22 protein-coding genes and 1 tRNA gene are annotated in these 24,193 nt (G+C 73.7%); 13 read left to right on the forward strand and 10 right to left on the reverse strand.

Going from position 1 to position 24,193, the window contains the following annotated elements; translation table 11 throughout:
• The first annotated feature begins 60 nt into the window (after positions 1 to 60).
• From HUT16_RS22500 to HUT16_RS22515, 4 genes are all read left to right on the forward strand, one after another.
• Positions 61 to 477 (forward strand): hypothetical protein, encoded by a 417-nt coding sequence (locus HUT16_RS22500; RefSeq protein ID WP_176189910.1) that lies wholly within the window; start codon positions 61 to 63, stop codon positions 475 to 477.
• A gap of 171 nt (positions 478 to 648) precedes the next feature.
• Positions 649 to 1,017, forward strand: a complete 369-nt coding sequence (locus HUT16_RS22505) for a WhiB family transcriptional regulator (RefSeq protein ID WP_285734674.1) — start codon at positions 649 to 651, stop codon at positions 1,015 to 1,017.
• A 164-nt stretch (positions 1,018 to 1,181) separates the two neighbouring features.
• Positions 1,182 to 1,427, forward strand: coding sequence for a hypothetical protein (locus tag HUT16_RS22510; RefSeq protein WP_033212161.1), 246 nt, complete (start codon positions 1,182 to 1,184; stop codon positions 1,425 to 1,427).
• 229 nt (positions 1,428 to 1,656) lie between these two features.
• The gene (locus tag HUT16_RS22515) at positions 1,657 to 2,727 is read left to right on the forward strand and encodes a phosphotransferase (RefSeq protein ID WP_176189911.1); all 1,071 of its coding nucleotides are present in this window, start codon (positions 1,657 to 1,659) and stop codon (positions 2,725 to 2,727) included.
• Positions 2,728 to 2,748: 21 nt separating this feature from the next.
• On the opposite strand, the gene HUT16_RS22520 is transcribed toward HUT16_RS22515, so the two are convergent.
• From HUT16_RS22520 to HUT16_RS22535, 4 genes are all read right to left on the reverse strand, one after another.
• The gene (locus HUT16_RS22520; RefSeq protein ID WP_176189912.1) at positions 2,749 to 3,312 is read right to left on the reverse strand and encodes a barstar family protein; all 564 of its coding nucleotides are present in this window, start codon (positions 3,310 to 3,312) and stop codon (positions 2,749 to 2,751) included.
• Positions 3,291 to 3,875 (reverse strand): hypothetical protein, encoded by a 585-nt coding sequence (locus HUT16_RS22525; RefSeq protein ID WP_176189913.1) that lies wholly within the window; start codon positions 3,873 to 3,875, stop codon positions 3,291 to 3,293. Before HUT16_RS22525 ends, HUT16_RS22520 begins: the two co-directional genes overlap by 22 nt.
• 24 nt (positions 3,876 to 3,899) lie before the next feature.
• Entirely contained in the window at positions 3,900 to 5,240 is a 1,341-nt protein-coding gene (locus tag HUT16_RS22530; protein WP_176189914.1) for an AarF/ABC1/UbiB kinase family protein, read from the reverse strand.
• 289 nt (positions 5,241 to 5,529) lie between these two features.
• A complete protein-coding gene (locus tag HUT16_RS22535; protein ID WP_176189915.1) occupies positions 5,530 to 6,639 on the reverse strand; it encodes a ThiF family adenylyltransferase in 1,110 nt (369 codons plus the stop codon).
• Between the two features lie 218 nt (positions 6,640 to 6,857).
• Here HUT16_RS22535 and HUT16_RS22540 point away from each other — a divergent pair, with 218 nt between their 5' ends.
• Positions 6,858 to 7,577 carry a M48 family metallopeptidase gene (locus HUT16_RS22540; RefSeq protein ID WP_254897938.1) on the forward strand — a complete coding sequence of 240 codons (720 nt, stop codon included), beginning with the start codon at positions 6,858 to 6,860 and terminating at the stop codon, positions 7,575 to 7,577.
• Positions 7,578 to 7,706: 129 nt separating this feature from the next.
• Here the strand turns inward: HUT16_RS22540 and HUT16_RS22545 are convergent, their stop codons facing one another.
• Positions 7,707 to 8,261, reverse strand: a complete 555-nt coding sequence (locus tag HUT16_RS22545) for an NUDIX hydrolase (protein ID WP_254898348.1) — start codon at positions 8,259 to 8,261, stop codon at positions 7,707 to 7,709.
• Between the two features lie 11 nt (positions 8,262 to 8,272).
• A complete protein-coding gene (locus HUT16_RS22550; protein ID WP_176189917.1) occupies positions 8,273 to 9,928 on the reverse strand; it encodes a zinc-dependent metalloprotease in 1,656 nt (551 codons plus the stop codon).
• Between the two features lie 290 nt (positions 9,929 to 10,218).
• Between HUT16_RS22550 and HUT16_RS22555 the strand changes: the two genes are divergently transcribed.
• The 4 genes from HUT16_RS22555 (at position 10,219) to HUT16_RS22570 (ending at position 13,372) form a co-directional block, all read left to right on the forward strand.
• Entirely contained in the window at positions 10,219 to 11,268 is a 1,050-nt protein-coding gene (locus tag HUT16_RS22555; protein ID WP_254898349.1) for an NAD-dependent epimerase/dehydratase family protein, read from the forward strand.
• 171 nt (positions 11,269 to 11,439) lie between these two features.
• Entirely contained in the window at positions 11,440 to 11,880 is a 441-nt protein-coding gene (locus HUT16_RS22560; protein WP_254897939.1) for a molybdenum cofactor biosynthesis protein MoaE, read from the forward strand.
• Between the two features lie 160 nt (positions 11,881 to 12,040).
• Positions 12,041 to 12,208 carry a hypothetical protein gene (locus tag HUT16_RS22565; protein ID WP_176189920.1) on the forward strand — a complete coding sequence of 56 codons (168 nt, stop codon included), beginning with the start codon at positions 12,041 to 12,043 and terminating at the stop codon, positions 12,206 to 12,208.
• A 78-nt stretch (positions 12,209 to 12,286) separates the two neighbouring features.
• Entirely contained in the window at positions 12,287 to 13,372 is a 1,086-nt protein-coding gene (locus HUT16_RS22570; RefSeq protein WP_176189921.1) for a PDZ domain-containing protein, read from the forward strand.
• A 34-nt stretch (positions 13,373 to 13,406) separates the two neighbouring features.
• Here the strand turns inward: HUT16_RS22570 and HUT16_RS22575 are convergent, their stop codons facing one another.
• Positions 13,407 to 13,967 (reverse strand): PPA1309 family protein, encoded by a 561-nt coding sequence (locus tag HUT16_RS22575; protein WP_176189922.1) that lies wholly within the window; start codon positions 13,965 to 13,967, stop codon positions 13,407 to 13,409.
• 163 nt (positions 13,968 to 14,130) lie between these two features.
• Here HUT16_RS22575 and HUT16_RS22580 point away from each other — a divergent pair, with 163 nt between their 5' ends.
• The 4 genes from HUT16_RS22580 (at position 14,131) to HUT16_RS22595 (ending at position 21,811) form a co-directional block, all read left to right on the forward strand.
• Positions 14,131 to 17,100: a UPF0182 family protein gene (locus tag HUT16_RS22580; protein ID WP_176192811.1), complete on the forward strand. Its 2,970-nt coding sequence runs from the start codon at positions 14,131 to 14,133 to the stop codon at positions 17,098 to 17,100.
• 57 nt (positions 17,101 to 17,157) lie between these two features.
• A tRNA-Met gene (locus tag HUT16_RS22585) sits at positions 17,158 to 17,231 on the forward strand.
• A gap of 273 nt (positions 17,232 to 17,504) precedes the next feature.
• Complete coding sequence (locus HUT16_RS22590; protein WP_254897940.1) at positions 17,505 to 19,526, forward strand: glycosyl hydrolase family 18 protein; 2,022 nt, start codon at positions 17,505 to 17,507, stop codon at positions 19,524 to 19,526.
• A gap of 353 nt (positions 19,527 to 19,879) precedes the next feature.
• Entirely contained in the window at positions 19,880 to 21,811 is a 1,932-nt protein-coding gene (locus HUT16_RS22595) for a tetratricopeptide repeat protein (protein WP_176189924.1), read from the forward strand.
• A 73-nt stretch (positions 21,812 to 21,884) separates the two neighbouring features.
• Here the strand turns inward: HUT16_RS22595 and hisN are convergent, their stop codons facing one another.
• The 3 genes from hisN to rsgA all read right to left on the reverse strand — a co-directional run bounded on the left by hisN (position 21,885) and on the right by rsgA (position 24,181).
• Positions 21,885 to 22,682: a histidinol-phosphatase gene (gene hisN, locus HUT16_RS22600; protein ID WP_176189925.1), complete on the reverse strand. Its 798-nt coding sequence runs from the start codon at positions 22,680 to 22,682 to the stop codon at positions 21,885 to 21,887.
• A 19-nt stretch (positions 22,683 to 22,701) separates the two neighbouring features.
• Positions 22,702 to 23,025, reverse strand: coding sequence for a multidrug efflux SMR transporter (locus HUT16_RS22605; RefSeq protein WP_176189926.1), 324 nt, complete (start codon positions 23,023 to 23,025; stop codon positions 22,702 to 22,704).
• Positions 23,026 to 23,125: 100 nt separating this feature from the next.
• Complete coding sequence (gene rsgA, locus HUT16_RS22610) at positions 23,126 to 24,181, reverse strand: ribosome small subunit-dependent GTPase A (RefSeq protein WP_176189927.1); 1,056 nt, start codon at positions 24,179 to 24,181, stop codon at positions 23,126 to 23,128.
• Positions 24,182 to 24,193: the final 12 nt, after the last annotated feature.

Raw genomic sequence — 24,193 nt, forward strand, 5'->3', positions numbered from 1 at the left:
AACCAGATATCGGAGCCCGGGCGACCGGGTGCCGCGAGACGCCGAGAGGAGGCGAGTGAAGTGGAGACCAAGATGATCACCAAAGTGACCGAACTGATGACCACCCTCGCCATGCCCTCGCGCGTCAGCGTTACGGGTCTGGGTCTTGGTACGGCCGGCGGCAACGCCGGAGCCCTGCTGTCCGAGCACTGCTTTGTCAGTGATCTCGGCAATGCTGTGGCCACCCGTGTCGAGGCAGGTCTCTCCCGTGACTGGGCGACGTTCGTCGACGGCATTTCGCTGTCCGAGGAGCGACCGACCAAGGCATCGAAGGCAGTAGCGGCAGAAGCCCGGCATGGGCGCTATGCGGCCGTCATCGGTGCCGGAAGCAACAAGCAGGACCAGCAGATCTCCCTGGCCGAGGCCGCCGTTCGCGGCGCCGAGGCAGGCCGGAAGCAGGCTTTCCGCGGGCCTGGACCCTGGAGCGAACGACCCTGACTGAGTCAGTCACGGGCGGTGCCTCCAGGGCCGCGGAAACCCAGTAACCGGGTTCCGCGGCCCTTCTGTTTTGTCCGGTACGCAAGACCCACCCAGGCCCCACGGGGCCTCCGGCCCGATCCGCACCGCGGAACGGCCGGATCCACATCGAAGACGAGGAAGACGCCCACAGTGTCCACGGTCATCACACCGCCGCCCCTCCCGTCCGTACCGACCGACAAGACCGTCAAGGCCGACCAGGCCGACCCCCCGGAGGTAACACTCATGCAGCTCACCGCCATCGACGAGGCTGACTCGCTCGGGCTCCCGATCCCGTGCCGGGCCTTCGACCCGGAGGTCTTCTTCGCGGAGACCCCCGCCGATGTCGAGTACGCCAAGTCCCTGTGTGGCACCTGCCCCGTGAAGGCCGCCTGTCTCACCGGCGCCATCGAGCGCCGCGAGCCGTGGGGCGTCTGGGGCGGCGAGCTCTTCGTCCAGGGCGTCGTCGTCGCCCGGAAGCGTCCCCGTGGCCGTCCGCGCAAGACCGAGGTCATGGCGTGAACCCCGCAGCCAGGACCGACCGCAGCGGCACCGGAGCCGTCCGCAGGGGAGAGCAGCCCCCGCTGGACACCGCTCTGCGCCACTCGGTACGCATCGCGGCCGCCAAGGCCGACGCAGAACTGACCCGTCCCTTCCCGAGCACGCACCACGAGCAGGACCACCACATGAACCCCGCCGGCATCGATCCGACCGTCCGCTCCGAGCAGACCACCGAACTCCAGATCCAGAACAGGACCCTTGAGATGAATCTCCTCCAAGAATCCCTGGCGCGCGCGCATATGCAGCAACGCCTCCACGAGGCCGAGGAGCAACGCCTCGGCCTGCGGGTGATGCGCGCGGCGCGACTGCGCCGCAAGGCCGAACGTGCCTCCCTGCGCGCCCGCAAGGCCCTCGCCGTCGCCCTGATGTGACGGACGCTCCACCCCCGCCGGCCGGTCGAGAGGCCCCGCCGGTGACACACCCCTGAACGCCGACGGCCGACTCCCCGCCCCCGGGGAGTCGGCCGTCGGCGCATCCCGGGGCCCCCGGCGCTGCCCCCGTACCGTCTGTCCGGTTCCGCCGGATTCATTCCGCAGGGCCCAATTCCGCGCTTCCGCACCCCTGTTCGCACCTCGAACAGGTCGTGCAAGGATGGGCCCCATGTGGCCCACCCTCCCGCTCGGCGAGAAGCTGCGCACCGTACTCGGCCCGCCGCGCAAGGTCCGCCGCCTGGTCAGCAGCCCGCGCTCCCGGGTCTGGCGGGCCGAGCTCTCCGGCCGCCCGGTGGTGGTCAAGCAGCTGGTCGACGCGCCCGGCGCCGACGAGCGGTACGCCCGCGAGGCCGCGGCGCTGGCCCTCGCCGCCCGGCCCGGCCGCCCCGGCGGCCCGGTGGTGCCCGCGCTGCTCGGCACCGACCCGGCCCGCCGCCTGCTGGTGATGGAACGCCTGGAGGACCGCACCCCGGGCCCCGGCTGGCAGGCCGACTACGCCACCGCGCTGGCCGCGCTGCACGCCAGCGCCCCCGCCGACCTCGACGACCTCGCCGGGACGCCCCCCGGCACCGACCTGCCCGCCTGGACCGGTCCGACCGGACGCGACCTCGGCTGCTTCATCGCGCTGGCCCGCATCCTCGACGTGCCCGCCCCGCCCGGCGCCCGGGCCGAGGCCGAGGCCCTGGTGGACCGGCTCTCCACCGCCCCCGTCCGGCACGCGCTGCTGCACGGCGACCCCTGCCCCGGCAACGACCTGCACACCGCCGACGGCGTCCGGTTCGTCGACTTCGAGCAGTCCGCCCTCGGCCCCGGCGCGGTCGAGTTCGCCTACCTGCGGGTCGGCTTTCCGACCTGCTGGTGCTCCACCGCCCAGCCCGCCCCCGCCCTGGCCGAGGCCGAAGCCGCCTACCGCACCGCCTGGCAGGCGGCCACCGGCACCGCGGCCCCCACCGCCGCCGAACTCGCCGACGCCTGCGCGGGCTGGCTGATCCGCGGCGACGCCCTCGTCCCCAAGGCCGAACGCGGCACCGCCGACCACCTGGCCCGGCTCCACCACGGCGACTGGACCTGGGGCAACGCCACCGCCCGCCGCCGCACCCTGCACCGCCTGCGGGTGGTCGCCGAACTGGCCGACGCCGACACCGCGCTCCCGGTCTTCGGCCGCTTCTGCGCCACCCTCGCCGCCCGCGCCCGCACCGCCTGGCCCGCCGCGGGCCCGCTCCCCGCCGAACGGACCTGACCGCCCCGGACCCGCCGCCGGTCAGGCCCGCACGACCGTCACCCCGTGCCGCTCCAGCTCGCGGGCCAGCTCCTCCGGGTACCCGAGGCCGCCGGCCGGGGCGTGCTCCTCGGCCAACTCCCGCTCGGTGGCGGCGAAGTCGTGCCAGTGCAGGGTGAACGGCGGGACGAGCCCGAAGCCGCCGCCCAGGCAGTCGGAGAGGGCGTCCCACCCCCAGCCGTAGTAGCCGCCCGGGCCGAGCAGCGCCTCACCGATCGCACAGTGCAGGCCCGCCTCGTCCTCCACCGCCCGGCCGTCCACGTGGTACTCGCCGCCGGAGCGGTCCGGCCCGGGCTCGCGGAGGTCCAGCGCCAGCGTCTGCCACGCCTTCTTGGCCGCGGTGGACAGCCCGCGCCAACTCCCCGGCCGCAGCGGCGGCCCGGCCCGCCAGGACCGCCAGACCGGACGGGCCGCCGAGCCGGGGAGCGCGTCGGCGTCGACCGTCAGCAGCACGTCGACCAGGGCCCCGCCGAGCACCGACGGCCTGGTCCACTCGGCGTCGAACCCGATCGCCCGCCGGTCCATCACCCGCCCGGTGTCGTCCAACGACCACAGCTCGGTGTACCCGGGGTGCCTGCCGCGACGCCGGCGGAGCGCCGCCCGCATCGGCTCGGCGGGCTCGCAGCCGACCAGCCGCAGCGGCAGCGGGCCGTCCCCGGGCGGTCGGCCGCCAGCCCGGGGACGGCCCGGCCCGCCGCGTGTCCGGCGCCCCGACCGCCGACCAGTTCGAAGCGGACGAACGGGCCGTCGGCGCTCCGGTGCCAGTCGTCGGCGCGCACGCCCGCACCGATCGGGACGTCCACCAGTGCGACGTCCCCGGGGCTCGGTGCGACCGACAGGACCTCGGCGTCCACCAGCGTCCACCAGGCTTCGAAACCGCTCGCCGTCCGGCCGACGACCGAGGCCGCCCCGAGCCACCCGGCCGCCGCCCCCGGCGCGCAGCCGCGCATGACCAGCACCTCGCGCGGTGGCGGCGGCGGGTCGGCGAACAGCCCCTCGGCGGCCGCGCACCGGCCCAGCAGCAGTTCGTCGCCCCCCTCGTCCTCGCCCACGATCAAGTACCGCACCGGGAACGGCCGTTCCCACCGCCGCTGCTCCTCGAACCGCATGCCCGCCCCTCAGGTCCTGGTGGCTCAGTCGGCGTCCGGCTCGGCGAAGCCGGGCAGCCAGCGGAGCAGTTCCTCGTGCAGGCGGACGGTGGCGCCGAGCTGGCACAGGACGCCGATGGTGGAGAGCGTGACCCGGTGGATCAGCAGGTAGGAGGGCGGGAGGTTGAGCCGCTTGCCGAGGTTGTAGGCGGGGGAGCGCGGGTCGGCGATCCTGGCGGCCTGGGAGCGCATCCACTCGCGGCTGAAGGTGAACTGCTCGGCCCGGGTGGGTTCGATGATCGGCAGCAGGTAGTCGAGCACCGCGTCCGGGTCGAGCGTGATGCCGGAGCGGACGAAGTTCTCCTGCCGGAGCAGGTCGTACACCGCCCCCGCGTCGCCGGCCAGGGCCAGGCGCAGCGAGGTGCCGATCGGCAGCGGCAGGCCGCCGGGCAGGCGGTCCACGGTGCCGAAGTCGAGCACGCCGAGCTTCCAGCTCGCCGCGGTGCGGCCGGTCTTGACCAGCCGGAAGTTGCCCGGGTGCGGGTCCGCGTGCAGCAGGCCGGTGCGGGCCGGGCCGGCGAACAGGAAGCGGGCCAGCAGCTGCCCCGCCCGGTCGCGCTCGGCGCGGGTGCCCTCCGCGACGACCCGGGACAGCGGCTTGCCCTCCAGCCACTCGGTGACCAGCACCCGCCCGGACTGGGCGACCACCCGGGGCACCAGGATGTCGGCGTCCCCCGTGAACTCCTCGGCGTGCAACTGCTGGGACTCCGCCTCCAGCTGGTAGTCCAGCTCCTCGGAGACCCGCTCGCGCAGCTCGGCGATCAGCGGCTTGATGTCCACCCCCGGGATCAGCGGGCCCAGCACCCGGGCCAGCCGGGAGAGCTGGCCGAGGTCGCTGAGCAGGGCGTCGCCCGCGCCCGGGTACTGGATCTTGACCGCGACGTCCCGCCCGTCCTGCCAGACCGCGCGGTGCACCTGGCCGATCGAGGCGGCGGCGGACGGCTGGTCGGAGAAGGAGCGGAAGCGGTCGGCCCAGTCCGGGCCGAGGTCGGCGGAGAGCACCGCGTGCACGGTGCGGGTCGGCATCGCCGGGGCGGACTCCTGGAGCTTGGTGAGCGCGGCCCGGTAGGGGCCCGCGACGTCCTCCGGGAGGGCGGACTCGAAGACCGACATGGCCTGCCCGAACTTCATCGCACCGCCCTTCAGCTTGCCGAGCGTCGCGAAGAGCTGCTCGGCGGTCTGGGCCTGCAGTTCGGCCGCGACCTCCTCCGCGGGCCGCCCGCCCAGGCGCTTGCCCAGGCCGAGGGTGGCCCGCCCGGCGAAGCTCAGCGGCAGGGCCGCCAGCCGGGCCGTCCGGGAGACCGCCTTGCGCGGCATCTCAGACATCCGCCGCCCCCGTCCGGACGGTGCGGCCGGTGCCGGCCGGGGCCGCCCCGGCACGCGGGCGGACGACCGGACGAGCCGTGCCGGTCCCTGCCTTGCGCGGTAGATCGCTCACCGGACCTCCTGATCCTCCGGACCGACCGGCGCCCCGCCGGCGGTCGGTACAGCGGTGCCCCCGGCAGCCGCCCGGCACTCCCGCCGACGGCCGCCGCCCGCGACCCCGGCGGCGGTGCGCCGGGCGGCGGTGGACGGAGGCGGGCGGGGAGCGGCCGGACGGGCTCCGGGCGCGTCCTTAGGCCATTGTGCCCGTTCGTCCCGGTGCGGAGGACTGCCACAGGCAACCGCAGTCCGGGTGGCTGCGCAGCCGCAGCCGCCGCACCATGCCGTCGGCGGCGGACAGCTCGCACCAGCCGTCCACGCTCGGCGGTGGCGACCCGTCCAGGTACAGCTGGACGTGCAGCGCGGCGAGCCCCGCGACGGCGGCCGCCACCGCGCCGTCGCAGGCTGGCAGGCGGGCCCGGCCCGGGCCCTCGTCGATCAGCTGGGCCAGCAGCCGGGGCCACGCCTCGTCCTCGTCCCGCCGGGCCAGCGTCGCGCAGCTGCCGCAGGCGGACGCGCCGGGGACGACCAACGGGCCGACCACGCCGAGGTGTTCGAGCACCCCGGTGTACAGGTGCGGGATGCCGGCCCGCATCAGCTCCTGGGCGTCGACGGCGGCCCCGGTGTACGCGGCCGAGCCGTCCCGCGGGGCGAGCACGACCAGGGCGGGCGGCGGGGGAGCGGCGGGCGGGCGCCGGTAGCGCTCGCCGACCGGGGCACCGGTGGCGCGGTGCACCAGCTCGCGGGCGGCGGTGGCGCGCAGCCGCCCGATGTCGCCCGGCGGCAGGCCGCCGGGCGCGCAGTCCCGCGCGGTGACCCGGCCGCGGTCCAGCACCGCGACCTCGCCGATCCCGCCGGCCGCCAGCGCGGCCCCGACGGCGGCCCCGATCCGCCCGGCCCCGCGCACCTCGACCCGGGCCCGGGCCCGGCCCTGCAGCACGGCCGCCGCCTCGCCCGGCGCCGGGTGCACCAGGGAGAGCGAGGCCAGGTCCGGGCCCAGCAGCTCGCGCCGGGCGGGTGGGTACAGCTCCAGCACGTCCCGCAGGGCCTGGGCGTCGTCCAGCAGTTCGCTGCTGCCGAGCGAGTCGAGCACCGCCCGGCAGTACTCGGCGCTCAGCCCGAGCCGCTGCCCGGCGGCGACCACCGCGGGGCCGTCCCGGCTGCCGTCGACCAGCTCCAGGAAGCCGGCCAGCCTGCGGTCGACGCCCTCGATCACCCGGGCGTGCCGCCGCACGGTGCCGAACTGCAGGGTCTGCTTCTCCCGCCAGAGCCGGGCCAGGGCGGGCTTGATCACGGGGCGCATGCGGGTACCTCCCAGGGTCGGGACCCCGGCGTCGGGATCGCCGGTGACCGCAGCTTGCCCGGCCCTCCCGGCGGGCGGAAATCCGTTGTCCACAGCCCCGGTAGGACGATCCGCTCATCACTGTGCACAGCCTGTGGACAACGCGCCCGGGTGGTCCCCGGTGCCGCGCCGTTCCGGTGCCGGACTTCTGTCACAGGGACGGGGTAACGTCCTGTGCCATGGCAGCCGAACGGGACTCCCACCGGTCGGCGTCGCGTCGGCGTGCCCGGGCAGCCTCCGGACCGGCGGCCGCGGCGCCGGGTGCGCACGCCAGCACCGGGGCCGGTCGCGAGTACGCATCCGACCGTGAGCACCCGGCCGACCCGGGCCGCGGCACCGACCGCACCGCCGACCGCACCGCCGACCGCGGCATCGACCGCAGCAAGGTCGAGGTGCGCCGCAGCGCCCGCCGCAGCCGCACCGTCTCCGCCTACCGCGAGGGCGACCGCACCGTGGTGCTGATCCCGGCCCGGATGTCGCACGCGGAGGAGCAGCGCTGGGTGGCGCAGATGCTCGACAAGCTGGCCGCGCAGGAGAGCCGCCGGATGCTCGGCGACGAGGCCCTGCAGGCCCGCGCCCGCGAGCTCTCGCTGCTCCACCTGGACGGCCGCGCCGTCCCCGAGCAGGTCCGCTGGGTGACCAACCAGAACTCCCGCTGGGGCTCCTGCACCCCCAGCGAGCGCACCATCCGGCTCTCCCACCGGCTGCAGGGCATGCCCGAGTACGTGATCGACTACGTCCTGCTGCACGAGCTCGCGCACCTGCTGGTCCCCGACCACGGCCCCGGGTTCTGGGCCCTGCTGGAGACCTACCCGCGCACCGAACGGGCCCGCGGCTACCTGGAGGGCGTCGCCTCCGCCGCCCGGCTCCCGCACCTCCCGCCCGCCCGCGCCACCTGACGCCGGGCACCCGGCGACCCGGCGACCTGGCCCCGAAGGACGCGAAGGACGCGAAGCACCCCGGAGACGCACCGGACCCCGGCCGCCCGCACGTGGCGGGGGCCGGGGTCCGGTGGCGGAGCGGGGCGGTCAGACCAGCGTGCGGGCCCGCGCCACCAGGTCGCGCACCGAGCGGTCGGTGTCGGCCGGCAGCTCGTCCCAGCCGAACCAGCGCAGGTCCAGCGACTCCTCGCTGATCAGCTCGCGCGCCCCGGCCGGGGCCAGCGCCACGTACTGCACGTCCAGGTGGGTGTTCTCCGGCCGGTCCTTGCCCGCGCAGCGCACCTGGTGCCGGTCCAGCTTCACCGGCGCGGTGCGGCCCGCGACGGCGAGCAGTGCCAGGTCCGCGATGCCGGACTCCTCGACCGCCTCGCGCAGCGCGGCCGAGGCGAGCGTCTCGTCGCCGGGTTCGCAGTGGCCGCCCATCTGCAGCCACCTCCCGACCTTCGGGTGCAGGGTGAGCAGCACCCGCTCGCCGGCCGGGTCGACCACCAGCGCGCTGGCGGTGATGTGGCCGGGCAGGCAGGCCCGCCACATGCCGTCGGCACGTTCGGCGAGGTGGGCCAGGTACGCGTGGCGCAGCTCGTCCTGGCCGGCCCCGTCGGGCACCCAGTCGGTCAGGGCGCGGACGGCGTCCGCGTGCAGCGAGGTCGAGGTCACTTGGCGGTGCCCTCCGGCCCCTGCTCGCCGTCCTTACCGTCCTTACCGTCCTTGCCGTCCTCCTCGGAGCCGGACCCGGTCGAGCCGGACTCGGACTCGGTCGAGTCGGACTCCGACCCGGCCGCGTCGGACGGTTCGGCGGAGTCCGCCGAGGTGTCCGCCCCGGCCTCCGGGGCGGCGCCGCCGTCCTTGCTCAGGTCCGCCTTCCCGCTCCCGCTCCCGCCGCCGCTCCCGCCGCCGGCCGCCTCGCCCAGCAGCCGGTCGAGCGCGTCGAAGTCGAAGCCGCCCTCGGCCACCGCCGCGGTGTCCCGGTGCACGAAGCCGTCCGGGTCGTCCAGGTCGGCGGCGGTGGGCAGCATGTCGGGGTGGCTCCACAGCGCGTCCCGGCCCTCGACGCCGCGGGCGTCGGCGAGCGAGGCCCACAGCCGGGAGGCGTCGCGCAGGCGGCGCGGGCGCAGTTCGAGGCCGACCAGGGTGGCGAAGGTCTGCTCGGCGGGGCCGCCGGAGGCGCGGCGGCGGCGGAGCGTCTCGCGCAGCGCGGCGGCGTGCGGCAGGTGCGGCGCGGCGGCGGCGTGCACCACGGCGTCGACCCAGCCCTCGACCAGGGCGAGCGCGGTCTCCAGCCGGGCCAGGGCGGCCTTCTGCTCGGGCGTGTCCTCGGGCTGGAGCAGGCCGCCGGCCAGCGCGTCCTGCAGGGCCTCGGGGTTGGCCGGGTCGATCTGGCCGACCAACTCCTCCATCCGCGAGGTGTCGACCTTGATGCCGCGCGCGTACGCCTCGACCGCGCCGAACAGGTGCGCCCGCAGCCACGGCACGTGCGCGAACAGGCGCTGGTGGGCGGCCTCGCGCAGGGCCAGGTAGAGCCGGACCTCCTCGGCGGGCACGTTCAGGCCCTCGCCGAACTCGGCGATGTTCTGCGGGAGCAGCGCGGCCTTCCCGGCGGGGGCGAGCGGCAGGCCGACGTCGGTGGAGCCGAGCACCTCGGCGGCCAGCGCGCCGAGCGCCTGCCCGATCTGGGTGCCGAACATGGCGCCGCCCATCGAGCGCATCATGCCCATCAGCGGCCCGGTCATCGCCTGCATCTCCTCGGGCAGCACGCCGCCCATGGCGTTGCCGACCCGCTCGGCGACCGGGTCGACCAGGTCCTTCCAGACCGGCAGGGTGGCCTCGATCCACTCGGCGCGGCTCCAGGCCACCGCCGCGGAGGAGGCGGACGGGAACTCGGTGGCGGAGTCCAGCCAGAGGTCGGCCAGCCGGACGGCCTCGGTGACGGCGGTGCGCTCGGCGGCGCCGACCGAGCGGTCCTTGCTCTTCCCCTCGGGCTGCTCGGCGACCACGGTCTGCCGGGCGATGTTCTTGGCCAGGTCCCAGTTCACCGGGCCGCCTTCGAACGAGAGCATCTGCCCGAGCTGCTGGAACGCCGCGCCGAGGTCGTTGGGGTTGAAACCGCCCATCATCGCGGCGAACGGGTTGTCCCCGCCCTGCCCGCCGGGGCCGCCCATGCCGAACAGCGCCCCGAAGGGGTTTCCGGTGCCGAAGCCGAACGGCTGCTGCGGGGTCGAGTCGCCCTGCTCGCCGTCCTTCTTGCCCTTGTTCTTGCCGTCCTCGGGCTCCTCGGGGGGAACGCCGAATCCGAAGGGGAGGTCGCTCACGGGGGTCCTCGATCTGATCGGCCGTCACGCGGGTGGTGTGGCGGGAAAGTCTGCCGCCCGGGGGCTCCGAGCGGTTTCAATGGTCTCGCGGCGACCGCGCCGGGTGCACCGCCGGGGCCGAGCCTCGGGCAGGATGGTCAAGTGCGTGACACTCGTACGTCCGCACTTAAGCTAACCGTGGAGGATGGCCGGTGAGTTCCCCGCCTTCGGACGTTCGCTCTGGGCTGACCGGGGGCGAGGACGCGCCGACCGATGCCGGTTCGCCGACTCCAGCCTACGGCGGCAAGCCGCTGACCGTGGCGGTCACCGGCGCGGCGGGCGTGCTCGGCGAGCGTGTCGCGCGGCGCCTGGTCGACTCCCCGCACGTGCGCCGGGTGCTGGCGGTGGACGAGCGGCGCGGCGACGCCCCGGGCGTGCAGTGGCGGGTGCTGGACGTGCGCGACCCGGCGGTGGCCGAGCGGCTGGCCGGCGTCGACGTGGTGGTGCACCTGGCGATGGACCTCGGCATGGAGACCGACCCGCGCACCCGCAGCGCGTACAACGTGCGCGGCGCGCAGACGGTGGTGACCGCCGCCGCGGCCGCCGGGGTGCACCGGGTGGTGCTGTGCACCTCCGCGATGGTCTACGGCGCGCTGCCCGACAACGACGTCCCGCTGGCCGAGGACTCCGAACTGCGGGCCACCGAGGAGGCCTCGCTGGTCGGCGACCTGCTGGAGATCGAGCGGCTGGCCCGGCGCGCCCCGCGCGCCCACCCCGGGCTGCAGATCACCGTGCTGCGCCCGGCCGTGGTGGTCGGCCCCGGCATCGACACCGTGCTGACCAGGCACTTCGAGGCGCCGCGGCTGCTGGTGGTGGCGGGTTCGCGCCCGTGCTGGCAGTTCTGCCACCTGGACGACCTGGCCTCGGCGCTGGAGTACGCGGCGCTGGGCCTGGTGGAGGGCGAGGTGACGGTCGGCTGCGACGGCTGGCTGGAGCAGGAGGACGTGGAGGAACTGTCCGGCATCCGCCGGATGGAACTGCCCGCCTCGCTGGCCCTGGGCACCGCGGCCCGGCTGCACCGGCTCGGCCTGACCCCGGCCCCGGCGGGGGACCTCGCCTACACGATGTACCCGTGGGTGGTGTCCGGCAGCCGGCTGCACGAGGCGGGCTGGCGGCCGCGGCACACCAACGAGGAGGTGCTGGCCGAGTTGCTCGCCCAGGTGTCCGGCAAGCACGCGGTGGCCGGGCGCCGGCTCGGCGGCAAGGAGGCCGCCACCAGCCTGGGCGCGGCGGGGGCGACGGTCGCGCTGATCGGCACCGCCGCGCTGGTGCGCCGGGCCCGCAAGCACCGCCGGATCTGAGCACCGTCGGATCCGAGCACCGCCGAGTCCGAGCACCGAGTCCGGGCACCGAGTCCGGGCACCGAGTCCGGGCACCGAGTCCGAGCGTCGCATTTTCGCATCATGGAATTACCTCATCGTGATACGAAAATTCTTGCGGTCCGTCGCCGGGGATGCGGAATGATGGGGACCATGTCCGAGAACCACGACCCGATCCGCCTGCTCGCCGTCCGCGAGACCCCGCTCTCGCTGGACGAGGTGCACGCCGCGGTCGGCGACGACGCGGCCGGCGGCACCACGCTGTTCGTCGGCACGGTGCGCGACCACGACGGCGGCAAGCCGGTCGCCGCGCTGGAGTACAGCGCCCACCCGACGGCGCTGCGCGAACTGCGCCGGATCGCCGAGAAGGTCTGCGCGGACTTCCCGGTCCGGGCGCTGGCCGCGGTGCACCGCACCGGCCGGCTGGAGATCGGCGACGTCGCGGTGATCGTCGCGGTGTCCTGCCCGCACCGCGGCGAGGCGTTCGCGGCCTCCCGCCGGCTGATCGACGACCTCAAGCACGGGGTGCCGATCTGGAAGCACCAGATCTTCGCCGACGGCGAGGAGGAGTGGGTCGGCGCGGGGTCCTGCTGACGCCCCCGTGACCGGCCCCGGGCGGCGTTCGTTCCCCGTTCGGCGGTACCCCGGAAGGGGGTGGTCCGGCCCCCGCCCGTAACCCGGATGCCGCCCGCGCCGTTCCCCATGCAGGCGGCTAATCTGCTGATACGCACGACGAGCCTGTGGGGAGTTCGAAATGGCTGTGCTCGCCTGGTTGAGTATTCCCGTGGTGGCCGGTGTGCTGGCCACGGTCTGGGCCACCTGGGCGGCCCGTCCGCCCCGCGCGACGACCGATCCGAGCTCGCTGGCCGAGCACGAACGGTTCCGCGCCGCGATGGAGCGCAGCACCGGCGTCCGGGACTGACCTCCACCGCCCCCGATCGGCGGTGCGGGGCCCGGACCAGCGCTACACCGGGCCCCGCACTTCCCGTACTGTCGTGGCATGCCACGCCGATCGGCGACGATGCTCGCCGCCACCCTGCTGCTGATAGGCCTGCTCTGCGCATCGGTCCTGTTCAAGGTGCCGTTCACCGAGATGAGCCCGGGGCCGACCTACAACACCCTCGGCGTGCAGGAGAAGACCGGCACCCCGGTGATCACCATCACCGGCCACGAGACCTACCCGACCAGCGGCCACCTCAACATGACCACGGTCCAGGTCACCGGGGCGAACTACCAGCCCAGCCTGGTCTCGGCGATCGTCGGCTGGATCCGGGACGACGTGCTGGTCGTCCCGCACGACAACGTCTACCCGCAGGGCCAGACCGACCAGGAGGCCCAGCAGGAGAACGCCGAGCAGTTCGCCTCCTCCGAGGACAGCGCCAAGACCGCGGCCCTCAAGCAGCTGGACATCCCGGTCGGCACCGAGGTGGTGGTCGCCGCGGTGGCCGCCGGCGGGCCCTCCGAGGGCAAGCTGCACGCGGGCGACCAGATCGTCGCGGTGGACGGCGTGCCCATCACCGACCGGCTCCAGGTCGCCGAGCAGGTGACCAAGCACAAGCCCGGCGAGAGCGTGGAGTTCACCGTCGTGCCGCACGCCAAGGCCGGCGCGACGCCCGACCCGGCGGACGAGGTCAAGGTCACCGTCGTCACCGGCAAGTCCGACGACGACGGCCCCGAGCGGGCCGTGGTGGGCATCACGCCCAGCGTCGACCACGTCTACCCGTTCAAGATCGACATCGGCCTGCAGGACGTCGGCGGCCCCAGCGCCGGCCTGATGTTCGCCCTCGGCATCGTCGACAAGCTCACCCCCACCGACCTCACCGGCGGCAAGTTCGTGGCGGGCACCGGCACCATCGACGACGACGGCACGGTCGGCCCGATCGGCGGCATCCAGATGAAGCTGATCGCCGCCCGCGACAAGGGCGCCGAGTACTTCTTCACCCCCGCGGACAACTGCGCCGAGGCCGCCAAGGGCACCCCGTCCGGCCTCACCCTGGTCAAGGTGGAGAACCTGGACGGGGCGATGAAGGCGCTGGACGGCATCCGCAGCGGCGACAAGGCGGCGCTGCCCGGCTGCGGCAAGTAGCGGCCGGAGCCGGTGGCGGCCCGGCGGGCCCGGGCTAGGAGAAGGTCGCGAGCAGGGCGTCCGTCAGATTGGGGACGAGCTCGGGGCCGGTCAGCACCTCGCGGGCGAGGTCCTTCTCGCGCAGGCGCAGCGCGACCTCCTTGGAGCCGTCGCGCAGCACGGCCGCGGTGATCCGGACCTCCTGGCGCTGCGGGTGGGTCGCCACCCAGTCGTTGATCTCCTTGTCGGAGGCGTTCTTCGGCCGGGAGGACTCCGCGCCGGGCGGGAGCATCATCCGCTCGACCACCAGCGCGCAGCCGACCACGCCGTCCGGCCAGGCGATGGTGCCCAGGAAGCGGTCGAGCTCGGTGCCCGGGGGGATCTCCTCCTGCTCGACCGGGGTGAGCCCGGTCGGGTTGTCGTCCAGGCCGAGCTGCGAGGCGAGCCGCGGATTGGCCCGGCGCATCTGCGCGTTGTCGACCAGGGCGAACAGGCGGGCCGGGAGGTCCCAGCCGAGGGTCGCGGCGTGCTCGTCGATCTCCAGGGCGGCCCGGGTGAGGGGGGTGGCCGCGGGGAGGCCGGCGGCGCCGGCGGTCAGGTCAGGGGAGTCGGACATGGGGCCATCCTCACACGTCCGGGGGGGCCGTCTCCAACTCCGACGCAGCGTCCGGGAACTCAGGTAAAGACTGATTAAGTTGCATGGGAGATTGCTGTCCGCCGCCGGCGCGGCAGCACCTACCCGCAACGACGACAGCTGAGGTGGCGCCTTGACCTTCCAGATGCCGGACCGCTCAGGTCCGCCTTCCCGAGCGAGAGTCGGCCCGCCGTCGCGCCGGGCGAAGGTGCTGCTGCTGACGGCGGGCGTGCTGGCCGCGCTGTTCGTGCTGTTCGGGCTGTTCGCGGGGCTGTGGACCGACTGGCTGTGGTTCGACTCCCTGCACTACGGCTCGGTGTTCACCGCCCAACTGGGCGCCAAGGTCGGCCTGTTCGCGGTGTTCGGGCTGCTGATGGCGCTGGCGGTCGGGTTCAACCTGTGGCTGGCGTACCGGCTGCGGCTGCCGCTGGCGGCGATGTCGGTGGAGCAGCAGAGCCTGGACCGCTACCGGGCGGGCGTCGCGCCGTTCCGCACCTGGCTGCTGGTCGGCCTGTCGCTGCTGGTCGGCCTGGCGGCCGGCGCCGCCGCGGGCGCCCAGTGGCGGACGTGGATGCTCTGGCTCAACGCCACCCCGTTCGGGGTGAAGGACGGCCAGTTCCACAAGGACGTCTCGTACTACGCGTTCGACCTGCCCTGGTACCAGTTCGTGCTGGGCTTCGCGTTCAGCGCGGTGCTGGTCTCGCTGCTGGCCGCGACGGCCGTGCACTACCTGTACGGGGGCCTGCGGCTGCAGGGGCCCGGGCGGCGGGCGAGCGCCGGGGCACAGGGCCACCTGGCCGTGCTGCTGGGCGTGTTCGTGCTGCTGAAGGCGGTCGCGTACTGGCTGGACCGGTACGCGCTGGCGGTGAAGAGCGAGTCGTTCAAGAAGGTCGACGGCTGGACCGGCCTGCGCTACGTGGACGCCAACGCGTTCCTGCCGGCCAAGACGATCCTGTTCTTCGTCGCGGTCATCTGCGCGCTGCTGTTCTTCCTGACCCCGATCCGGCGGACCTGGGCGCCCGCGCTGATCGGCTTCGGGCTGATGGCGCTCTCCGCGCTGCTGGTCGGCGGCCTCTACCCGGCGCTGGTCCAGCAGTTCCAGGTCAAGCCGAACGAGCAGGCCAAGGAGACCGCGTACATCCAGAAGAACATCGACGCGACCAGGCAGGCGTACGGCATCGCGGACGCGGTCGAGCAGCAGTACGAGCCGACCGACTCCACCGACGCCGCGAAGCTGGAGCAGGACGCGCAGACCATCACCGACATCCGGCTGGTGGACCCGAACGTGGTCTCGCCGACGTTCCAGCAGAACCAGGCGCTGCGCAACTACTACGCCTTCCCGAAGACCCTGGACGTGGACCGCTACGGCGACCAGGACACCGTGCTGGGCGTGCGCGAGCTGGACCTGTCGGGCGTGCAGCAGCGCAACTTCATCAACGACCACTTCAAGTACACCCACGGCTACGGCGTGGTGTCCGCCAAGGGCAACCAGGTCGACGCCAACGGCAACCCGGTCTACACCGAGCACTCGCTGCCGACCACCGGCGACCTGGGCGAGTACGAGCAGCGGGTGTACTACGGCGAGAAGTCGACGATGTACTCGGTCGTCGGTCCCGGCATGGACGAGATCGACTACACCCGGGACGGACAGCCCGACCAGACCTCGCAGTACAGCGGCGGCAGCGGCGTCTCGATGGACAACCCGCTGACCAGGGCCGCGTACGCGGTGAAGTTCGCCGAGCCGCAGCTCCTCTACTCGGGGGCGATCAAGGACGGCGCGAAGATCCTGTACGACCGCACCCCCAAGGAGCGGGTGGAGAAGGTCGCGCCGTGGCTGTCGATCGACGCCGACCCGTACCCGGTGGTGCAGGGCGGGCGGCTGGTGTGGGTGCTGGACGGCTACACCACCTCCGACGGCTACCCGTTCTCCTCGAAGACCACCTTCGGTGACGCCACCAAGGACTCGATGACCGACCAGCGCGGCCGCACCCTGACCGCCACCAACCAGGTCAACTACATCCGCAACTCGGTGAAGGCCACCGTGGACGCGTACACCGGCGAGGTGACGCTCTACCAGTGGGACGAGGCCGACCCGGTGCTGAAGACCTGGATGAAGGCCTTCCCGGGCACGGTGAAGGCGAAGGCGGACATCCCGTCGACCCTGCTGCCGCACCTGCGCTACCCGCAGGACCTGTTCAAGGTCCAGCGCGACCTGCTCGGGCAGTACCACATCACCGACGCCACCGCGTTCTTCAGCGGCACCGACATCTGGGACGTGCCGGCGGACCCGACGGTCAACACCAAGGAGGTGCAGCCGCCGTACTACCTGACGGTGCGGACGCCGGACGCGAAGGCGGCCAGCTTCTCGCTGACCACCTCCTTCGTGCCCTCGGGGCGCACCAACCTGGCCGCGTTCATGACGGCGGACGCCGACCCCGGCGAGGACTACGGCAAGCTGCGGATCCTCCGGCTGCCGTCCGGTTCGGGCGCGCTCGGCCCGGAGCTGGTCCAGGCGAAGTTCAACTCCGACTCCGAGGTCGCCCACCAGCTGACCCTGCTGAGCAACAACAACGAGTCCGGCCTGGTGTACGGCAACCTGCTGACCCTGCCGGTCGGCGGCGGCATCCTCAACGTGGAGCCGGTCTACCTGGTGGCCCGCGGCGCCAAGGTGCCGGCCCTGAAGAAGGTGCTGGCGGTGTACGGCACCGGCAACGTGGCGATCGGGGACTCCCTCGGCGAGGTGCTGACCAAGGTGCTCGGCAGCGCGGCGGGCGGCGCCACCACGCCCACCGCCCCGGCCGACCCGGAGAGCCCGGGCACCCCGACGGACCCGACCAAGCCCACCGCGCCGGGCACCCAGGACCCGGACGTGCAGAAGGCGCTCGCGGACGCCCAGAAGGCGTTCGACGAGGGCCAGGCGGCGATGAAGAACGGCGACTGGGCGGCGTACGGCAAGGCCCAGGAGGCGCTGAAGAAGGCGATCGCCGACGCGGTGGCCGCCGAGCAGAAGGGCGGCCGGTCGGGCGGCGGGGCGTCCCCCGCGCCGAGCGGTGCGCCCAGTGGTGAGCCCAGCGGCTCACCGAGCGGCTCGCCCTCGGCCTCGCCCACCGGCTGAGCTGCGGCAACCGGTTTGTCGGCCCGCCCCGTGATCGTGATACAGTGGTTTCACCGACGCGGGGTGGAGCAGCTCGGTAGCTCGCTGGGCTCATAACCCAGAGGTCGCAGGTTCAAATCCTGTCCCCGCTACTCAGTAGCGCGAAGGCCCGGAGGCATCAGCCTCCGGGCCTTTCGTCGTTCCCTTTGCCATTCCTTGGGTGTCCGGTCGATTGACACCCCATGTGGTCTAGTCCAACCTGAGTCATGCCCATGACGGGCGGCCCCCACCGCCCGTCCTGATGCGCTGCAAGTCCCTTGCCAGCAACGGAAATCGATCACGTTCTGGCTCCGTCTGCCGCTCTCCCGACCGGGTGTCGGACGGCGTTCCTGCATCCCCACGTGACAGGAGAGAGGCACATCCGCATGCATCGGACCAACCGCAGGGCCTGGGCCGTCACGGCCGCGGCCGCCACGCTGCTCGCCGGGGCGGTGTCGCTGCTGGGAGCCCCCAGCGCGACCGCCGGGCCGGGCAACACCACCGGGGCCCCCGCCACCAGCGGCGGCATCAAGGTCGCGTACTTCGACCAGTGGTCGATCTACTCGAACGCGTACTACCTGAAGAACGTCGACACCAACGGCATGGCCGGGAAGCTCGACTACCTGCTGTACGACTTCGCCAACATCGACCCGAACAACCTGACCTGCTTCGAGCCGAACTCGGCGGCCTCCCAGGACGAGAACAACCCGAACGCCGGTGATGGCGCGGGCGACTACTACGCCGACTACGCCAAGACCTTCGCCAACGGCAACAGCGTGGACAACTCCACCGACACCTGGAACCAGCCGCTGGCCGGCAACTTCCACCAGCTCCAGGAGCTGAAGGCGAAGTACCCGAAGCTCAAGGTCCTGATGTCGATCGGCGGTTGGACGTACTCCAAGTACTTCTCCGACGTGGCGGCCAGCGACGCCGCGCGCAAGAAGTTCGTCTCCTCCTGCGTCGACATGTTCATCAAGGGCAACCTGCCCGCGCAGGGCGGCTACGGCGGCGCCGGCACCGGCAAGGGCATCTTCGACGGCTTCGACATCGACTGGGAGTACCCGGGCGGCGGCGGCCACCTCGGCAACCACGCCTCGCCCAACGACAAGCAGAACTTCACCGCGCTGCTCGCCGAGTTCCGCAACCAGCTCAACACCCAGGGCACCGCGGACAGCAAGACCTACGCGCTGAGCGCGGCGCTGCCGGCCGGCCAGGACAAGATCCAGTACATCGAGACCGACAAGATCGGGCAGTACCTGACCTTCGCGGACCCGATGACGTACGACATGCACGGCGGCTGGGAGGCCCAGGGGCCGACCAACCACCAGACCCCGATCTACCAGAACCCGAACGACCCGATGAACAACGTGCCGCCGGGCAACGCCAAGTACTCGATCGACGAGGCGATCAAGGCGTACACGGTCGGCGACTCCTCGTACGGCATCCCCGGCGGGTTCCCGGCGAACAAGCTGAACATGGGCGTCCCGCTGTACTACCGCGGCTGGACGGGCGTGGCGGCCGGCGCCAACCACGGGCTGTTCCAGCCCGCCGGCGGACCGGCCCAGGGCGCGCCGAACTCCGGCAACGTCAACGGCGTGCGGATGTACAAGGAACTGCTCGGGACGGTGGACAACCCCAGTTACACCTACTGGGACCCCGCCTCGCAGGCCGCGTACTTCTACGACGGCAACAACTTCTGGTCCGGGGAGAACGCCAAGTCCATCCAGGCCAAGATGGACTACGCGCACTGCAACGGACTCGGCGGATCGTTCGTGTTCTCGCTCTACGACGACCCGAACGCGGCGCTGCTCAACCCGCTGATGACGGCCACCAGCGGCTCGGCCGCCTCCTGCCCGGCCGCGCCGACCGGCTCGCCGAGCGCCAGCGCCTCGCCGACGAAGTCCTCCTCGCCGTCGCCGTCGGCCAGCCCGTCGACCTCGCCGTCCACCAGCCCCTCCGGCAGCCCGTCCTCCTCGCCGTCCGGCAGCCCGTCCTCCTCGCCCACCTCGCCCGGCGGCGGCATCGTCGCCAACGCGGGCCTGGAGTCCGGCGCGCTCAGCCCGTGGACCTGCGCGGGCAGCGGCGGCAGCGTGGTCAGCGGCGGCCACACCGGCTCCTACGCCCTGCAGGGCAACGTCAGTGCCGGTGACACCGCGCAGTGCCAGCAGGTGGTCACGGTCAAACCGAACACCACCTACACGCTGTCCGCCTGGGTCAAGGGCAACTACACCTACCTGGGCGTCACCGGCTCCGGCGCGGACAGCTCGACCTGGACCCCCGGCGGGAGCGCGTGGACGAAGCTGTCCACCAAGTTCACCACCGGCGCCTCGGTCACCTCGGTCACCGTCTGGGTGCATGGTTGGTACGGACAGAGTCCCTACCAGGCCGACGACTTCAGCGTCAGCTGAGGCTCAGTCAACCTTGTTTTAAGGAAGGCCCGGAGGGTTCCCCCCTCCGGGCCTTCCCCCTTGCGGGCGCGCGGAGTTGATCGACTCCGGTACGATGCGTGGCCGGGGTTTGTGGGGCTCAAGTGTCGGGAAATCGACAAAGAGCCGAAGCGATCTCGCCGCGCTTCGGCCCCGCTCCGCCAAAACGGACGGAGCAGGTGTACGCGGTGTGCGGGTGATGCGACGATGGACCACGAGGGGGACGCGGAACGGCCACTGACGGGCCGGCCGGTCCGACGCGCCCCCTGGGGGACCGGCCCCCGGCCGACGGCCCGGGGCGGATGCCGCGACACTCGGGGGGAGCGGGAGTCGGCATGAAGCTCATCGGCAGCAACGGGACGGGAGAACGACTGGCCACCGGCCCCAGCACGGACACCGACACCGGTGCCCGGCCCACCGAACACGCCACCGGCAGCGGCCTGCCCGCCCAGCGCGGCACCGCGGACGGTGCCGTCGACGTGTCCGGCTACGGCCCGGAGAGCCTGGTCCACCTGACGGTCGACCAGGTCGCCGCCGCCTCCGCCCGCGACCTCGCCCCGGGCACCGACGACGAGGGCGACGGCGGCGACAGCTTCGAGACCGCCCTCGCCGCCCGCGAACAGGCCGCCCTCGAAGCCCGCCACCGCGGCTCCGCCGACGCCGGCGACCCGGGCGCCGCCAGCCAGCTCGGCGCCCTCCTGCTGCGCCGCGGCGACCTGCGCGACGCCGAACCGTACCTGCGCTCCGCCGCCGCCGCCGGGCTGCGCGCCGCCGCCAACAACCTCGGCGTCCTGCTCCACCAGCAGGGCCACCGGGTCGAGGCCGCCCAGTGGTGGCGGCAGGCCGCCGTCGCCGGCTCCGCCCCCGCCGCCCACGCCCTCGGCCTGCAACTGCGCGACCAGGGCGAGGAGGAGGCCGCCGAGTACTGGCTGCACTTCGCCGCCGAACAGGGCCACCCGCTCGGCGCCTACGCCCTCGGCGACCTGATGGAGCACCGCCGCGACGTCCGCGCCGAACGCTGGTTCAAGGCCGCCGCCGACTCCGGCCACCGCGAGGCCGCCTACCGCCTCGCCCGGATGCGCGAGGCCGCCGGCGACAAGGACACCGCCGAGACCTGGTACCGCACCGCCGCCGCCCGCAGCCACGCCCGCGCCGCCCTGCGCCTGGGCGTCCTGCTCGAAGCCCGCGGCGACCTCGACGAGGCCGCCCGCTGGTACCGGCAGTCCGCCCAGAACGGCGAGGCCCGCGCCGCCTGCGCCCTCGGCTTCCTGCTCCGCGACACCGGAGACCTCTCCGCCGCCGCCGAGTGGTGGCAGGAGGCCGCCGAGGCCGGTGACGGCACCGCCGCCAACGCCCTCGGCGCGCTGCACGCCGGCCGCGGCGAGAGCACCGTCGCCGAACGCTGGTACCGCGCCGCGCTCGACGCCGGCGACCACAACGGCGCCTTCAACCTCGGCCTGCTGTGCGCCGGCGCCGGACGCGAGGCCCAGGCCGAGCAGTGGTACCGCCGCGCCGCGTACGCCGGCCACCGCGAGGCCTGCAACGCGCTCGCGATCGTCCTGCTCCAGCGCGGCGACGAGTCCGGGGCCGAACCCTGGTTCTCCAAGGCCGCCGAGGCCGGCTCGGTGGACGGCGCCTTCAACCTCGGCGTGCTGCACGCCGGCCGCGGCGAGACCCGGCAGGCCCAGGAGTGGTACGCCCGCGCCGCCGCCGAGGGCCACGGCGAGGCCGCCCTGCAACTCGCCGTCGCCCAGGAGCAGCGCGGCAACCTGGCCGGCGCCCTGGAGCGCTACCGGCAGGCCGCCGACGGCGGCTCCACGGAGGGCGCCTTCCGGCTCGCCTCGCTGCTCGACCGCCGCGGCGACGCCGACACCGAGGCCGAGCACTGGTACGCCACCGCCGCGGACGCCGGCCACCGCCGGGCCCAGGTCCGGATGGGCGTGCGCGCCGCCGAGCGCGGCGCGCTGCAGATCGCCGAGAGCTGGTACCGCCGCGCCGCGGAGGGCGGCAGCCGCAGCGCCGCGTTCAACCTCGGCCTGCTGCTGGCCCGCCAGGACAGCGAGGCCGAGGCCATGCTCTGGTACACCCGCGCCGCGGACGCCGGCCACGGCCGGGCCGCCCTGCGGCTGGCCCTGCTCGCCCTGCGGCGCGGCGAGGCCGTCCAGGCCGAGAACTGGTGCAAGCGCGCCGCGGAGTACGGCCCGGCGGAGGTCGCCGAACGCGCGGGACGGCTGCTGGGGGCGCTCAACGCGGAACTCAGCGCCTAGGGGAACGCGCGGGGGAACGCGCGGGGCGGGCGGAACCGGGGGCGCGGGGAACCGCGCGCCCCCGTCCCCGCGGTCAGACGCTGAGCGAGCGCAGCGCCGCCTCGTGGAGGACGCCGTTGGTGGCGACCGCGTCCGCGCCGGTGGGGCCGTCGATGCCGTCGAGACCGGTGAAGCGGCCGCCGGCCTCCTGGACGATGATGCAGGGCGCGGCCATGTCCCACAGCGAGAGCTCGGGCTCGGCGGCGATGTCGACGGCGCCCTCGGCGACCATCATGTAGGACCAGAAGTCGCCGAAGGCCCGGGTGCGCCAGCAGATCCGGGTCAGGTCGAGGAAGGCGTCGAGGCGGGCCCGCTCCTCCCAGCCGCTGAGCGAGGAGAAGGAGAGCGAGGCGTCGGCGAGCCGGGAGACCTTGGAGACGTGGATGCGCTGCGACTTGGCGAGGCTGCGGCCGGCGAACGCGCCCAGGCCCTTCGCCGCCCACCAGCGGCGGCCGAGCGCCGGGGCGGAGACGATGCCCACCACCGGGACGTGCTCGCCGTCGGGCTGCTCCTCCAGCAGGGCGACCAGGGTGGCCCAGACCGGGACGCCCCGGACGTAGTTCTTGGTGCCGTCGATCGGGTCGATCACCCAGCGGCGCGGGCCGGAGCCCTGCAGGCCGTACTCCTCGCCGAGCACGGCGTCCCGGGGCCGGGCCCGCTGCAGGACGGAGCGGACGAGTTCCTCGGCGGCCTTGTCGGCGTCGCTGACCGGGGTCAGGTCCGGCTTGGTCTCGATCTTCAGGTCGAGCGCCTTGAAGCGCTCCATGGTGATCGAGTCGGCCGAGTCGGCGAGGACGTGGGCGAGTCGGAGGTCGTCGTGGTAGTCGGCCATGCACGGAACCCTAGCGGACTCAGTGTCCCGAGCCGCTGAGCTGCAGACCGATCACGCCCGCGATGACCAGGGAGACGGAGACCAGCTTCAGGGTGGAGGAGGACTCGCCGAGGAAGACCATCCCGTACACGGCGGTGCCGGCCGCGCCGATGCCGGTCCACACCGCGTAGGCGCTGCCGACCGGGAGCGTCTTCAGGGAGAGGGTCAGCAGGCCGAAGGAGCCCAGCGCGAAGAGCGCGAAGCTGATGGTGGGCCAGAGCTTGGTGAAGCCGTGGCTGAGCTTGAGGTTGACCGCGAATCCCGTTTCCAGCAGACCGGCGAGGATCACCATGGCCCATGCCATCGGGTTGACTCCCTGTCAGGTAGGACGGTGTGACCCTCCTATCGTTACCCAGTGCAGCGGCCCCAGCTACTCGTGTCCGCCGGGAACTCCCGACGACCCCTCAGTCCCCCTCGGAGGTCTCCCGGGTGGCCAGCAGGCGGCGCAGCGAGTACAGCCGGGCCGGATCGGCGTGGCCGTCGGCGACCCAGGCGTCCAGCGCGCAGTCCGGCTCGTCGTGCGAGCAGGCGCGCGGACAGTCGGCGGTGCCCGGCTCCAGGTCGGGGAAGGCGAGGATGACCCGGGACGGGTCGATGTGGGACAGGCCGAAGGAGCGGAAGCCGGGGGTGTCGATCACCCAGCCCGGGTCCAGCGCCTTCTTCGAGCCCGGCTTCGCCCCGGGCGGCGGCGGCAGCCGCAGGGCCAGCGCGGAGACCGTGGTGTGCCGGCCGCGGCCGGTGACCGCGTTGACCCGGCCGGTGCTCCGCCGGTGCTCCGGGACGAGCGCGTTGACCAGGGTGGTCTTCCCGACGCCGGAGTGCCCGATGAACACCGTGGTGCGCCCGCGCAGGTGCGCGCGGACGGCCTCCGCGCCCGCCGTCTCCAACTCGTCGGCCCGGGTCACCACGTACCGGATGCCCAGCGGCGCGTACGACTCCAGCAGCTCGTCGGCCGGGGCCAGGTCGGACTTGGTGAGCACCAGCAGCGGCTCCATCCCGGCGTCGTACGCGGCCACCAGGCAGCGGTCGATCAGCCGGGGGCGGGGCTCGGGGTTGGCCAGCGCGGTGACGATGGCCATCTGCCCGGCGTTGGCGACCACGATCCGCTCGTACGGGTCGTCGTCGTCCGCGGTGCGGCGCAGCACCGAGCTGCGCTCCTCGACCCGGACGATCCGGGCCAGCGTGTCCGGCTCGCCGGACAGGTCGCCGACCACGCTGACGGTGTCGCCCACGACGACGCCCTTGCGGCCGAGTTCGCGGGACTTCATGGCGATGACCTGGCGCTCGTCCCTCGTGCCGCCGTCGACCAGGCAGGTCATCCGGCCCCGGTCCACGGTGAGGATCATCGCCTCCGCGGCGTCCTCGTGCTTGGGCCGGATGCGGGTGCGGGGGCGGGAGCCCCGGCGGCCCGGGCGGCTGCGGATGTCGTCCTCGTCGGCGTTCTTGTCGTAGCGGCGCATGCTGGTGATCCC

The organism is Kitasatospora sp. NA04385 (assembly GCF_013364235.1).
GTDB lineage: Bacteria > Actinomycetota > Actinomycetes > Streptomycetales > Streptomycetaceae > Kitasatospora.

Bases quoted from the DNA above. Each gene is read 5' to 3' on its own strand.
- HUT16_RS22510 (WP_033212161.1), top strand. From the start codon at position 1,182: ATGAACCCCGCCGGCATCGATCCGACCGTCCGCTCCGAGCAGACCACC.
- HUT16_RS22515 (WP_176189911.1), top strand. From the start codon at position 1,657: ATGTGGCCCACCCTCCCGCTCGGCGAGAAGCTGCGCACCGTACTCGGC.
- HUT16_RS22525 (WP_176189913.1), bottom strand. From the start codon at position 3,875: ATGCGGTTCGAGGAGCAGCGGCGGTGGGAACGGCCGTTCCCGGTGCGG.
- HUT16_RS22530 (WP_176189914.1), bottom strand. From the start codon at position 5,240: ATGTCTGAGATGCCGCGCAAGGCGGTCTCCCGGACGGCCCGGCTGGCG.
- HUT16_RS22535 (WP_176189915.1), bottom strand. From the start codon at position 6,639: ATGCGCCCCGTGATCAAGCCCGCCCTGGCCCGGCTCTGGCGGGAGAAG.
- HUT16_RS22540 (WP_254897938.1), top strand. From the start codon at position 6,858: ATGGCAGCCGAACGGGACTCCCACCGGTCGGCGTCGCGTCGGCGTGCC.
- HUT16_RS22560 (WP_254897939.1), top strand. From the start codon at position 11,440: ATGTCCGAGAACCACGACCCGATCCGCCTGCTCGCCGTCCGCGAGACC.
- HUT16_RS22565 (WP_176189920.1), top strand. From the start codon at position 12,041: ATGGCTGTGCTCGCCTGGTTGAGTATTCCCGTGGTGGCCGGTGTGCTG.
- HUT16_RS22570 (WP_176189921.1), top strand. From the start codon at position 12,287: ATGCCACGCCGATCGGCGACGATGCTCGCCGCCACCCTGCTGCTGATA.
- HUT16_RS22575 (WP_176189922.1), bottom strand. From the start codon at position 13,967: ATGTCCGACTCCCCTGACCTGACCGCCGGCGCCGCCGGCCTCCCCGCG.
- HUT16_RS22580 (WP_176192811.1), top strand. From the start codon at position 14,131: ATGCCGGACCGCTCAGGTCCGCCTTCCCGAGCGAGAGTCGGCCCGCCG.
- HUT16_RS22590 (WP_254897940.1), top strand. From the start codon at position 17,505: ATGCATCGGACCAACCGCAGGGCCTGGGCCGTCACGGCCGCGGCCGCC.
- HUT16_RS22595 (WP_176189924.1), top strand. From the start codon at position 19,880: ATGAAGCTCATCGGCAGCAACGGGACGGGAGAACGACTGGCCACCGGC.
- hisN (WP_176189925.1), bottom strand. From the start codon at position 22,682: ATGGCCGACTACCACGACGACCTCCGACTCGCCCACGTCCTCGCCGAC.
- HUT16_RS22605 (WP_176189926.1), bottom strand. From the start codon at position 23,025: ATGGCATGGGCCATGGTGATCCTCGCCGGTCTGCTGGAAACGGGATTC.
- rsgA (WP_176189927.1), bottom strand. From the start codon at position 24,181: ATGCGCCGCTACGACAAGAACGCCGACGAGGACGACATCCGCAGCCGC.